The sequence below is a fragment of the Xanthobacter sp. DMC47 genome, assembly GCF_056313845.1.
On the sequence record NZ_JBQUZM010000005.1, the window covers coordinates 163,466 to 175,785 of the forward strand.

Annotated in this window: 13 protein-coding genes; 7 read left to right on the forward strand and 6 right to left on the reverse strand. The window is 65.9% G+C overall.

All coding sequences use genetic code 11. The features are described from left to right. Window positions 1–87: 87 nt before the first annotated feature. Entirely contained in the window at window positions 88–981 is an 894-nt protein-coding gene (locus ACT54R_RS20980; protein ID WP_168457534.1) for a branched-chain amino acid aminotransferase, read from the reverse strand. 208 nt (window positions 982–1,189) lie between these two features. Here ACT54R_RS20980 and ACT54R_RS20985 point away from each other — a divergent pair, with 208 nt between their 5' ends. The 4 genes from ACT54R_RS20985 to ACT54R_RS21000 all read left to right on the forward strand — a co-directional run bounded on the left by ACT54R_RS20985 (window position 1,190) and on the right by ACT54R_RS21000 (window position 4,879). Beyond that, window positions 1,190–1,750, forward strand: coding sequence for a MarR family transcriptional regulator (locus ACT54R_RS20985; protein WP_168457533.1), 561 nt, complete (start codon window positions 1,190–1,192; stop codon window positions 1,748–1,750). Window positions 1,751–1,840: 90 nt separating this feature from the next. Continuing rightward, window positions 1,841–2,554 carry a response regulator gene (locus tag ACT54R_RS20990; RefSeq protein ID WP_476329547.1) on the forward strand — a complete coding sequence of 238 codons (714 nt, stop codon included), beginning with the start codon at window positions 1,841–1,843 and terminating at the stop codon, window positions 2,552–2,554. A 44-nt stretch (window positions 2,555–2,598) separates the two neighbouring features. Beyond that, the gene (locus tag ACT54R_RS20995; protein ID WP_476330113.1) at window positions 2,599–3,945 is read left to right on the forward strand and encodes an ATP-binding protein; all 1,347 of its coding nucleotides are present in this window, start codon (window positions 2,599–2,601) and stop codon (window positions 3,943–3,945) included. A 67-nt stretch (window positions 3,946–4,012) separates the two neighbouring features. After that, window positions 4,013–4,879, forward strand: a complete 867-nt coding sequence (locus ACT54R_RS21000) for a tRNA nucleotidyltransferase (RefSeq protein ID WP_476329550.1) — start codon at window positions 4,013–4,015, stop codon at window positions 4,877–4,879. Window positions 4,880–4,882: 3 nt separating this feature from the next. Here ACT54R_RS21000 and ACT54R_RS21005 read toward each other — a convergent pair whose 3' ends face one another. After that, complete coding sequence (locus ACT54R_RS21005) at window positions 4,883–5,242, reverse strand: tRNA-binding protein (RefSeq protein ID WP_476329553.1); 360 nt, start codon at window positions 5,240–5,242, stop codon at window positions 4,883–4,885. 145 nt (window positions 5,243–5,387) lie between these two features. On the opposite strand from ACT54R_RS21005, the gene ACT54R_RS21010 reads away from it, so the two are divergent. Both ACT54R_RS21010 and ACT54R_RS21015 read left to right on the forward strand, forming a co-directional pair. Then, entirely contained in the window at window positions 5,388–6,194 is an 807-nt protein-coding gene (locus ACT54R_RS21010) for a VHL beta domain-containing protein (protein WP_476329556.1), read from the forward strand. Between the two features lie 74 nt (window positions 6,195–6,268). After that, window positions 6,269–6,610 carry a VHL beta domain-containing protein gene (locus ACT54R_RS21015; protein WP_476329559.1) on the forward strand — a complete coding sequence of 114 codons (342 nt, stop codon included), beginning with the start codon at window positions 6,269–6,271 and terminating at the stop codon, window positions 6,608–6,610. Window positions 6,611–6,670: 60 nt separating this feature from the next. On the opposite strand, the gene ACT54R_RS21020 is transcribed toward ACT54R_RS21015, so the two are convergent. Continuing rightward, complete coding sequence (locus tag ACT54R_RS21020; RefSeq protein ID WP_168457527.1) at window positions 6,671–7,102, reverse strand: DoxX family protein; 432 nt, start codon at window positions 7,100–7,102, stop codon at window positions 6,671–6,673. A gap of 129 nt (window positions 7,103–7,231) precedes the next feature. Between ACT54R_RS21020 and ACT54R_RS21025 the strand changes: the two genes are divergently transcribed. Beyond that, complete coding sequence (locus ACT54R_RS21025; protein ID WP_476329562.1) at window positions 7,232–8,113, forward strand: LysR family transcriptional regulator; 882 nt, start codon at window positions 7,232–7,234, stop codon at window positions 8,111–8,113. A gap of 413 nt (window positions 8,114–8,526) precedes the next feature. On the opposite strand, the gene ACT54R_RS21030 is transcribed toward ACT54R_RS21025, so the two are convergent. The 3 genes from ACT54R_RS21030 to ACT54R_RS21040 form a co-directional block, all read right to left on the reverse strand. Then, window positions 8,527–9,705 (reverse strand): hypothetical protein, encoded by a 1,179-nt coding sequence (locus tag ACT54R_RS21030; RefSeq protein WP_476329565.1) that lies wholly within the window; start codon window positions 9,703–9,705, stop codon window positions 8,527–8,529. Between the two features lie 112 nt (window positions 9,706–9,817). Beyond that, entirely contained in the window at window positions 9,818–11,116 is a 1,299-nt protein-coding gene (locus ACT54R_RS21035) for an ATP-dependent DNA helicase (protein ID WP_476329568.1), read from the reverse strand. A 13-nt stretch (window positions 11,117–11,129) separates the two neighbouring features. Next, window positions 11,130–12,128: an adenosine kinase gene (locus ACT54R_RS21040; protein ID WP_476329571.1), complete on the reverse strand. Its 999-nt coding sequence runs from the start codon at window positions 12,126–12,128 to the stop codon at window positions 11,130–11,132. Between the last annotated feature and the right edge of the window lie 192 nt (window positions 12,129–12,320).

Sequence of the window (12,320 nt, forward strand, 5' to 3'; positions counted from 1 at the left end):
AGGCGCGTGCGTCAACTCCCTAACGGAAAGGGGCGACGCCGGTGTCAGCGCCGCCCCCTCCCGAGATCGAAATTCCCGTCAGGCCGTTCAGGCGGCCTGCTGCTTCGGGCGCACCTCGGCGGAATAGGAGTCCATCAGCTGGTGGGTGATGCCCGAGGGGGCGAAGGTCCAATCCGCGATGGAGCCGACCGGGGTCACTTCCGCGGCGGTGCCGGTGATGAAGCATTCCGAGAAATCGGACAGCTCTTCCGGCTTGATGTGGCGCTCGATCACCTCGATCCCATGGCGGCGGGCGATGTCGATCACCGTGCGGCGCGTGATGCCGTCGAGGAAGCAGTCCGGGGTCGGGGTGTGGATCACACCGTCCTTGACGAAGAACACGTTGGCGCCGGTGCACTCGGCCACGTAGCCACGATAGTCCAGCATCAGCGCGTCGGCGAAGCCGCGGCGCTCGGCCCGGTGCTTGGAGATGGTGCAGATCATGTAGAGGCCGGCGGCCTTCGCCCGGCAGGGGATGGTCGCCGGATCGGGGCGGCGCCACTCGGACAGATCGAGGCGCAGGCCCTTGATGCGCTGCTCGGGATCGAAATAGCTCGGCCATTCCCACACGCCGATGGCGAGGTGGATGGTGTTCTTCTGGGCCGCGACGCCCATCATCTCGCTGCCGCGCCAGGCCACCGGACGGACATAGGCGTCGACAAGGCCGTTCTTCTCGAGCGTCGCCTTCTTGGCGGCGTCGATCTCGCCGATGGTGTAGGGGATGGTGAAGTCGAGCATCTCGCCCGAAAGGCGCAGCCGCTCGGAATGCTCGGAGCTCTTGAAAATCTCGCCGCCGTAGGCGCGCTCGCCCTCGAACACCGTGCTGCCATAGTGAAGGCCATGCGAGAGCACGTGCAGCTTGGCATCGGCCCACGGCACGAAAACGCCGTCGTACCAGATCCAGCCGTCGCGTTGGTCGAAGGGGACACCCTGAGCGCTCATCTTCTCAACTCCTGTTCAGACCGCGTCGTACGCGCGGCTTCCCCCCTACGTCACCGCAGCTTTCCAGCGGTCCCGCATGGGGATATCTTTACGCCTGCTTACCAAGCCGGCAAAGCCGCGAAACGATCGAACCGGCCGGGCGACGCCCGCGACCGATCATTTCGTGGAACGCGCTCTTTGGGTAACGATCAAAACGAAAAAAGTCAACATGACTGACATAAATTCCGCACTCGCCCTCGCCGGCGCACCCAAGACCGCCGCCGACGCCCCCGCTCCGGCCGCGGCCGAAGCTGCACCGCTCGTGGATTTCGTCGAGCTGCTGTTCTTCGCCTATCGTGATTTCGTGGCCGACCCGGACGAGATTCTCGCGCCCATCGGCTTCGGGCGCGCGCACCATCGCGTGGTCCATTTCGTCAACCGGCATCCGGGCATGCGCGTCACGGACCTGCTCGACATCCTGCGCATCACCAAGCAGAGCCTCGGCCGGGTGCTGCGGGAACTGGTGGACGAGGGCTTCGTGGAAAGCCGGGCCGGCGCCTCCGACCGGCGCCAGCGGCTGCTGTTTCCCACCATCAAGGGCGAAGCCCTCGCGCGCCAGTTCGTGGCGCTGCAGAGCCGGCGCATCGAGGCCGCGCTCGCGGCCAGCGGAGCGGAAAGCCAGGACACGGTGCGTCGCTTTCTTCTCGCCATGATCGACCCGGAGGATCGGGTGCCCGTGGAGCGGCTGATCGAGCGGGCGGACCGCGCCGCCCGGGCGCGCCGCGCGTGAGCGCCGACTGCCTCCGATCCCGCCCCGCTGTGCGGCGACCAGAAAACGAGACCCAGATGATCCTTCGCGCTTTTCGGGAGGCCCCCCGCCATGGCTGAGGCCGCGACGTCCTCCGTCGCCCTCGCCGACGATGCCCCCCATCTGCTTGTGGTCGACGACGACAACCGCATCCGCACGCTTCTGTCGCGCTTCCTCACCGAGAACGGCTATCGCGTCAGCACCGCCGCATCCGCCGCCGAGGCGCGGGCGCGGCTGGAGGGCCTTGCCTTCGACCTTCTGGTGCTCGACGTGATGATGCCCGGCGAGAGCGGCCTCGACCTTGCCCGTGACCTCCGGCGCGGTTCGGCGGTGCCCATCCTGATGCTCACCGCCCGCTCGGACACCGCCGACCGCATCACCGGCTTAGAGGCCGGCGTGGACGACTATCTCGCCAAGCCGTTCGAGCCGCGCGAGTTGCTGCTGCGCATCGGCTCCATCCTCAAGCGCGCACTGCCGCCACCGCAGAAGGCCATCGAAAGCGTGCGCTTCGGCGAGTTCGCCTTCCACCTGGAACGGGGCGAACTGACCCGTAACGGCGAGATCGTGCGCATCACCGAGCGCGAACGCGACATGCTGCGGGCGCTTGCCGAGGCCCCTGGAGATACGGTCCCGCGCCTGGCCCTCGCCGGCGGCGGGGCGGCGAGCGAACGGGCCGTGGACGTGCAGGTGAACCGCCTGCGCCGCAAGCTGGAGCGCGATCCCGCCAATCCCGTCTATCTCCAGACCGTGCGCGGCATCGGCTATCGGCTGGTGGTGACGCCTTGAGCGTGGCGGAGAGCCCTTCGGGTGTCCGCCACTGGGCGAGGCTGGTGCTCGTCTGGCTGAGGGACACGACCAACGGCTTCGCCGCCTGGTTCAACCGGGTGACGCCCAAGGGGCTTTATCCCCGTTCGCTGCTCATCATCGTCACGCCGATGGTGATCCTGCAGTCCGTGCTCGCTTTCGTCTTCATGGAGCGCCATTACAACGTGGTGACGCGCCGCCTCTCCGCCGCCGTCAGCCAGGACATCTCGGCCGTCGTCTCGCTCTACGACCTCCTGCCCAAGACCAACGACCACATCGCGCTGCGCACCTTCGCCTCGCGCAACCTCTCGCTCAACGTGGCGGTGCTGCCGCCCACCGACCTGCCGCCGCCCGGGCCGAAGCCCTTCTTCTCGGTGCTCGATGCCGCGCTGTCCCGCGAGATCGGCCTCAGGCTGAAGCAGCCTTTCTGGCTCGACACGGTGGGGCGCTCCATGCTCATCGAGGTCCGGGTGAAGATGGACGACGCGGTGCTGCGCATCTTCGCCCCGCGCAACGCCGCCTACGCCTCCAACTCTCACATCTTCCTCTTGTGGATGGTGGGCACCTCGCTGGTGCTGCTGGCCGTCGCGATCCTGTTCCTGCGCAACCAGATCCGCCCCATCGAGAACCTCGCCGACGCCGCCGAGGCCTTCGGCAAGGGGCGTGACGTGGAGAATTTCCGGCCCCGCGGCGCCCGCGAGGTGCGGCGGGCCGCTGTCGCCTTCCTGGAGATGAAGCGGCGCATCGAGCGGCAGATCGAGCAGCGCACCACCATGCTCGCAGGCGTCTCGCACGACATGCGCACCATCCTCACCCGCTTCAAGCTCGAACTCGCCTTCCTGCCCGAGGGCGAGAGCGAGGCGCTGAAGAAGGATGTGGACGAGCTTCAGGGGATGCTGGAGGCCTACCTCGCCTTCGCCCGCGGCGACCCCGGCGAGCAGGCGGCCCTGACCGACATGGGCGAGCTGATCGAAGATTTGCGGCTCAATGCCGAGCGCGATGGCGCCACCGCCACGGCGAGCTTCATGGGCCCGCCTCTGGTGGAGGTGAAGGCCGACCAGCTCAAGCGCTGCATCGGCAACCTCGTGAACAATGCCGTGCGCCATGCCCGCGCGATCGCCGTCTCCGGCACCCGCGACGCGCGCTACCTGATCGTGACCGTGGACGACGACGGGCCGGGCATCCCCGAGGAGAAGCGCGAGGAGGTGTTCCGCCCCTTCCTGCGCCTCGACGATGCGCGCAACCAAGACGCTGGCGGCTCCGGCCTCGGCCTCTCCATCGCCCGCGATATCGCCCGCGCCCACGGCGGCGACATCCAGCTTTCCGACAGCCCCATGGGCGGTTTGAGGGCCACGGTCCGCATCCCTGTCTAGCCTATTCCTTGGGCATGCCCGAACCTTGGGCTTGCCCCTCTTCGCCGGCTGATGATCCACTGGCGACATGGACAAGCTGCCCCCGCCTCCACCCTTGCAACCCTCGGATTTCGCCCAGACCCATCCGGGCCTCGCTCTGCTACGCCTTGCGGCGCTTCTGGCAGAGGGCAGCGAGGCGGACGAGGAGACGCTCGACATGATGTTTGAGCAGATGGAGGTGGGCGCACTGGACGGCCTCGCACCCGCCGACATCTGGTCGGAAGTCTCCCGGGGGCTGATGGGTGCGCGGCCCGGCGCCATGGTCAAGGCGCTGCGGGAATGCGGGGTGCTGGAAGAGATCCTGCCCGAGGTCTCCGCCGTCTTCGGGGTTCCGCAGATCACCGACACGGCGGACGAGATCGACCTCGGCGTCCTCCTCGTCGCCGCCCTAAACGAGGCCGGCCGGCGGGGCGCGCCGCTGGAGGTGCGTTTCGCGCTGCTGATGATGCACGCCGGCAAGTCGGACTCCCCGCGCGAGCACCTGCCCGTCCACTATCGCCACATGGAACGCGCCGTCCCGCGCATCGCGGCCGCCTGCGACCGGTTTGACGTACCCGAGCGCTGCCGCGACCTGGCGCTCCTGTCCCTCCACGAATGCGAGCGGGTGCAACGCGCCTCGCCGGTCCGCGCCGGACCGCTCGCGGCCATGCTGGAGCGTACCGGCGCCTTCCGCGATCCCGAGTTGTTCGAGGCGCTGCTGCTGGTCGCCACCTGCGACTATTTCGGCCACGGCGACCGCATCGGCGAGACCCACCCCAAGGTGGAGCTGCTGCGCGCCGCCCGCGCCGCCTGCGCGGGGATCGACGACACCGGCCTCGACGCCGACGATATCGCGCTGTCCCGCGCGCAAGCCATTGCCGGAGCGTTCAAATCCGAGCGGTGGGCGAACGCGTGAGGATCAGAACAGGCGGCCGCCGTCCGGCACCTTGAGGCTGGGCGAGATCAGCACCACCGCGCCGTTCTCGTCGGGAAAGCCGAGGGTCAGCACCTGGGACATGAAGGGGCCGATCTGCCGGGGCGGGAAATTCACCACCGCCGCCACCTGCCGCCCCACCAGATCCTCCGGCGTGTAATGCACTGTAATCTGGGCGGAAGACCTCTTCACGCCGACCTCCGGACCGAAATCGATGGTCAGCTTGAAGGCAGGCTTGCGCGCCTGCGGGAAGGGTTCGGCGGCCACGATGGTGCCGACGCGGATATCCACCTTCAGGAAGTCGTCGAAGGTGATGACGGGGGAAGGTGCGCTCTCGTCGGACATGGCGGCCTGCTGCTGCGGAAGGCCTGCTTATAGGCCAACGCTGGCCTTCTCCGCGAGCCCCCAACGGATCGCCGTCAGCTTGACAGTAAAGGGGGCAGAAAATATTAACCCAGCGGTAACCATGCCCGGGCGGGGGAACGGACAAGTGACTTTCAAACCACGGATTTTTGCCGGCTTCCTCGCCCTCTCGGCCCTCGGCGCATCGCTTCCTGCCACGGCGCAGGAGACGACATACGACCGCTCCGGCCGCTGGACCATTACCGCCGTTTTCGACAACAACCAGTTCGGCTATTGCGCCGCCGACACCGACAACGGCCAGGTGCAGCTCCGCATCGGCACGGATGGAAAGTCTTGGCAGATCGGCGTGCCTTACTACGGCAACGTCTCGGGCCCCCTCGACGTCTATTACGGCTTCGGCGGTGCCGCGGAGATGGGCACCTTCCACGCCGAGGGGGACGGCTGGGCCTCCATGATGATCAACAACGACCAGCTTAACGCCTTCAGGACGTTGCCGGAATTCTCCGTGAACCTCGACCGGGGCGAGCAGACCTTCAAGCTCGCCGGTGCCATCCAGGCGCTCGACAAGACCCTGGCGTGCGCGCGCAACCGCGGCCAGAAGCCCTCCCCGCCGCCCCCTCCCCCGCAGCAGAATGTGACCAACGGCAAGAACTGCCCGCCCTTCGGCAGCGTCCGCTCGCAGAACAGCAATGAGGCGGTGAAGGTGATGTTCGTCAATGAAACGGACATCCCCCTCAATATCATGTGGATCGACTTCAACGGCGAGTGGAAGAAGTACCATACACTCAGGCCGCACTCGAATGTGGAGCAGCCGACCTATGGCACGCACCCGTGGATTGCCGTGGATTCCCGCGGCACCTGCCATGGCGGCGTGATGTATGGCAATCCGGCCTCGCGCACCGAGGGCGACAACATGTTCCAGATCTGGGACTGAGACGGCGCGCAGGCCGGCGACAGCTTCGGGGGGCAATGGCAATGTCTTGCAGGGCTTATGTTTTCGGGGCGTTGGTGGCCGCAGCGGCAGTCGCCGCGGCGGTCCCGGCGGCGGCGCAGAGCGCGGGGCGCAATTGTCCGCCCTATGGCAGCGTCCGCTCCATCAACAGCAAGGCGCCGGCGGAGGTTATCTTCCTGAATTTCACGAAGATTCCGCTGACCATCATGTGGATCGACTTCGACGGGCAGTGGCGCAAGTACCACACGCTTGCCCCCAATGCCGCCGCCACCCAGCGCACCTTCGGCACCCACCCCTGGATCGCGGTGGACGACAGGGGCAATTGCCACGGGCGGGTGATGTATCCCAACCCCAATTCGCGCGACGGCGGCGACAACCGGTTCGAGATCTACGACTGATTTTGCTGAACCTACAAAGAGTTGCGCCTCCGGCCGGGCGGCTGACCGGAGGCGCGGTGCTCAGCTCCGGGGTGTGATCGGAGCCTTGCTGGTGCGGCCCCACGCCACGAAAAGTGCGAGGGCGAGCAGGACCAGATTCATCGGCAGCACCTGGGCCTCGCCGCGGGTGACATGGAGCACCATGGCGGCCGCCTGGATGGTGGCGAAGCCCGCTGCGGCGAGCGGCGTCAGGCCCGGCTGGATGCGCGTAAGTGCCGGAAAGATAATGCCAATCGCGCCGGCCAGCTCGGCAAGCCCGACGAAGCGCACGAGCCAGATCGGGGCATCGGCGGCCCAGGTCGCGCCCATCTGGGCGAGGGCCGGCGGCGCCATGAAAGCGTGCATGCCGCCGGCCATGGCGAACATGAGGGCGAGGAGGATCTGGGCGGCCCACAGAGCGAGGGTCCAGCCTCGATTCGGGGCGATGCCGGTGGCGATGTCGGTGGGTGCCATGGGGTGTTTCACCGGGGGTATCGGCGTCGTTCGGAAACGGTTCGCCTGACTGTCAGATGCCTCGACGCTAGCGCTTTCCCATGAGGCAATCATGCCGCCATAATTTGACGCTCGATTTCCTGATAGCGAATGATGATGGACGCGCTCGCCAGCCTCCGCATCTTCGTCGCCGTCGCCGAGCTGAAGAGCTTCGCCGCCGCCGCCGCGCGCCTGCGGCTCTCCCCGGCCATGACCACCAAGCATGTCCAGCATCTGGAGGCGCGGGTGGGGGCGCGGCTGTTCCAGCGCACCAGCCGGAAGGTCAGCCTCACTGAGGCGGGGGCGCTCTATCTCGCCGAGGTGCGCCCCCTGCTGGAGGGGCTGGACGAGGCGGAGGCGCGCATCGGGGCGGCGACGGTGGAGCCTCGGGGCACGCTCCGCATGAGCCTGCCGGTGTGGATGGCGCATCCGCGCTTCGTCCGCCTCTTCGCCGCCTACCGGGCGCGCTACCCGCAGGTGCGGCTCGACCTGCATCTGGACGGGCGGGCGGTGAACCTGGTGGAGGAGGGCTTCGACCTCGCCCTGCGCATCACCCGGACGCTGGACGAGGGTGTGATCGCCCGTGCGCTCGCCCCCATCTCCTTCGTGCTGGTGGCCGCCCCGGCCCTTCTCGCCCGCACCGGACGGCCGGAGCGCCTCGCCGATCTCGACGGCCTGCCCTTCCTCGCCTACGCGCCTTTGATGGCGAGCGGACGCATCGCGCTGCCGGGGACGGGCGAGGAGATCCGCTTCGATCCGGTGGTGCTGAGCGGCAACGAGACTTTGCTGCTGATGGCGGCGCGGGAAGGCATGGGCTTTGCCTTCATGCCCCGCGCCATCGTGGAGGACGACCTCGCCGCCGGCACGCTGGACCACATCCTGCCCGCCGCCCTCACCCCCTCCGTCCCCCTCTACGCCATCTACCCCAACCGCACCCACCTGCCCGCCAAGGTGCGGACGTTCCTGGATTTTCTGGTGGAGGCGGGGTGGTGAGGGGGGAGGGCAACGGCGCCTACCGGGAGGCCTTTCGCCTCTGCCCCTGCCGTCATGCCCGGCCTCGTGCCGGGCATCCACGTCGGGCCGACCGCGCACCTTCTGGAACAGCGTCCCCAGCCGCACCACGTGGATGGCCGGGACAAGCCCGGCCTGCCGCCCGCGTTCATCGTTCTTACAGTGAGCGGCAAGACCTCCCGAAGGTAATGATGCGCATTACCTCGACGGGGCAAGTCACCATCCCGACCGACACGGGTGCGGAAGGAAAGCCGTAGAACATGTCTCGTGCGCCAAATGCGCGGTCTCGACGATGTAGCCCCTTTCACCAACGCCATCATGGCACTGACGCCGAAAAGAGTGATGGGGACGGCCTTAAAAATACGCGTTCGAGCCTATATATAAATAAATGTATTTTATCTATTCCATTTTATCTTTTTAAAATCTTGCACTCGGGCAGTAATCTGATTTTTGCAATGCGGACACATTGTCCTCAAACCACCTGCCCCAGCCAACTCTGTGTCAGGTTTAGAATTTTCAGGAATCTCGCAAAGCGGAATTACCTCTCCGCAGGACTCGCAAGATGAAATGATATAGTACATTCCATTTTTTGGCTGTATTGACGAAACTCTATAAAATTCATCAAATTTCAATTGAATAGCAGGAACCCGACCACATAGATCAGCTATCGCCATTTCTATAGATGCTAGATTTTGCTCCTCCTGACTAACACTGCAGGAATCCGGATCGATACCCCGGGCTATCAGTGCTTTTCTCGCGTGGATTTTTTCAATCCCAATTCCCAGGAATTGCCTCCCAACCGCAAGACCATCAAGAGAACCAGCACGACCTAAATCGAAACCTAATAGCGTCGACCTAACCCGCTCCGAATCACTATCATCAGGAATTAGTGTAGGCTGCAGCTCAACTCCAGCAAGATCACCATAAGCAACCTGCGCGTACCCACCCACATCCGGGACAGAACCACCCTCGATAATCAAATTAAATACATCCATAGGCGTGACCTTGCGGCCACTGCCTATCAATAATCTGCTTAGCTCAATAAAAGCCGAACGACCGCTACCTATTGCAACGGCCGAGCCCATCACAGCATCAAATGAACTGACGTCCATTCTGAAACCTATATCGTCATGAATAGGCTGAATAATATAAATTTGAAATTCATTACTTCTGATGCACCAGCCAAAAATCAGCATATAAACGTAGCTAAAATCGCTATTCAATCTAGAATTTACATCTTTTGTTATATGTTCTGACACTTTTGCATAGTATTTTGCAATTTCTTCTATACATGGCAATCTTGGCTTATCATTTTCTGAATTCAATATCTGCGTACACGTCGATGCGATCAAGTGCGTATTGTTTGCTATCAACGTCGATCCAGCAAATGCACAGCCGACGCTGTGAGTCAGGTGCACTGCATTCCCACTTGGATCTAATCCAGTCACTTTAATGGGGACGATAAATATCTTTGCCCCACTATCCATAATAGTTAGGCCGCCAGGCTGGGATATTCTTGTATCTGCGACGCAGATAATGCGAGAGCTATCTCGCCAACAAACGACCAAAGTCATCCCTTCGCCCCGCGCTCCACCCGCAGCCGAACGTCAGCAGTTCTCGAATTTCCAACCAAGTAGAGCTAAAGCGTCAACAGCTATTTTGAAAAGCCCCCCGCTATGCCCCCCCTCACCCCTCAAACCGCTCCACAAACTCCGCCACCCGTCGATCCACCCGCACATCCCGCCCGGTAATCGCCCGCACCAGCGAGAGCCCCTCCAGCGTCCGCGCGCGGGAGAGCGCCACATAGGCCTGCCCGGGCGCGAAGGCGCCGTCGGCGAAGTCGATGCGGACGTCGGTGAGGGTGAGGCCTTGCGCCTTGTGCATGGTGAGGGCCCAGGCGGGGGCGAGGGGGAGCTGGGTGTAGGTGCCCACCACCTGCGCCTCCAGCCGGCCGCCGGGCTCGTCCCAGCCGTAGCGGATGCGTTCCCAGGTGAAGGCCTCGATCTCCACGCTCGGGCCGGCATCGAGCTTCACCAGCGCCGAATGGGGGCCAAGGCCGGTCACCGTGCCCACCGAGCCGTTGACCCAGCGCCGGGCGGGATCGTTGCGCAGCGCCATCACGCGGGCGCCGCGCTTCAGCACCAGCTTCTCCGCCACCGGCAGGCGGTCGCCCTCCAGCCCGAACTCGCCCTTGAGCAGGCCGGAGAATTCGCGCCCCTCGTCGGAGAGGGAGGCGAGGCCGCGCGCATTGTAGGCATCGGCGCGGGCGTTGGTGGGGGTGAGGAGCACGGGCAGCGCGCCCTCGCGGTGGGGGCGCACGCAGGCCTCGTTCAGCGCCTCCGCCGCCTCGCGGGCGCCCCGGCCCCGGCGCAGGGCGTCGAGCATGGCGATGAAGGCGCGGTCGGTCTGGCGGTGGACGAAGGTGAAGGGCACGCCCGTCACCTCCCGCCCGTCCAGCGCCTTGGCATGGAAGGCGAACGGCCCCTCGTAGCCCATGCGGCCGAGCATCTCCTGCTCGGCATAGGGCACCACGGGGGGAAGCTGGAGGAAATCGCCCACCAGCACCATCTGCACGCCGCCGAAGGGCTCCGAATTGTCGCGGGCGATGCGGAGCGAGATGTCCACCGCGTCGAGCAGGTCCGCCCGCACCATGGAGATCTCGTCGATCACCACCCGGTCGAGCTTCTTGAGCAGGCGCCGCACCTGGGCGCGGGGCTTCACCTCGTCCGGGTTCTGAAGCCGGGGCGGAATGCCGAAGAAGGAATGGATGGTCTGCCCGCCCGCCTGCAGCGCCGCGACGCCGGTGGGCGCGAGCACCACCTGCCGGCCGCGTGGGGCCTTGCGCAGTTCGTGCAGGAAGGTGGTCTTGCCCGTGCCCGCGCCGCCCAGCACCATGATGAGCGGCGCCTTCGCCTCGATGGCGGCGAGCGCCCGCCCGGCGGCATCCGCGCCGGGGGTGTCGGCTGGTACGGGCAGATCGCTCACGAGGTGCGGTCGCTCACGAGATCAGGCCCGCCTCGCGGGCGAGGTCGATGAGGGGGCGCTGGGGCCGCGCGCCCATCTGGCCGATGATCTCCCCCGCCGCCAGCGCGCCGAGGCGCAGCGAGGTGGCCGGGTCGAGGCCGCGGGTATAGCCGGTGAGGAAGCCGGCGGCGAAGAGGTCGCCTGCGCCGGTGGTGTCCAGCACCCGCTCCACCGGATGGGCCGGCACGCTCACCACCGCCTCGCGGGTGACGAAGGAGGCGCCCTTCTCCGAGCGCGTCACCACCGCCTCCTTCGCATCCTTGCGCAGGGCGACGAGGGCGGCGTCGAAATCGGCGGTCTCGTAGAGCGACTTCAGCTCGCCCTCGTTGCAGAACACGAGGTCCACGGTGCCGGAGATGATGAGGGTCTTGAACTCCGCCCGGTAGCGGTCCACGCAGAAGGTATCGGAGAGGGAGAGCGCCACCTTGCGGCCGGCATCATGGGCGATGCGGGCGGCGTGCAGGAAGGCGCCCTTCGCCTCCGGCGGGTCCCACAGATAGCCTTCGAGATAGGTGACGGCCGCGCTCTCCACCATGGCCGGGTCGATGTCGGTGGCCTTAAGGTGCTGCGCGGCGCCGAGATAGGTGTTCATGGTGCGCTCGCCATCCGGCGTCACCAGGATGAGGCAGCGCGCGGTGGCCGGGCCGTCGGCGGCGGCCGGGGTGCCATAGGCGACGCCGGCGGCGCGGATGTCGTGGCCGAACACGGTGCCGAGCCCGTCGTCCCTCACCTTGCCGATGAAGCCGGCCTTGCCGCCCAGCGAGGCGACGCCCGCCGCGGTGTTCGCCGCCGAGCCGCCGGACGCCTCGGTGCCCGGCCCCATGGCGGCGTAGACGGCTTCCGCCCGCGCCTCGTCGATGAGGGCCATGCCGCCCTTGGCCATGCCGTTCTGCGCGAGGAAATCCTCCTCGGCGCGGGAGAGGACATCGACGATGGCGTTGCCGATGGCGAGGACGTCGAGGGGAGCTGTCACGGCAAATTCTCCGACGGGAGGTCTCCGGAAGATTCGGCGAGGGGTAGCACCCGACCCAGTGCGGTGCAATCGCCGCGCCCGGCGCCGTCGCCTACCCCTTAACCTTTTCGCAAGGAATGCCGCCGCCGCCGCCCGGCGCGGCGGCTTCGCACTTGCAACGCGGGCGGCGTTCTGAACAATTCCACCTGTTTG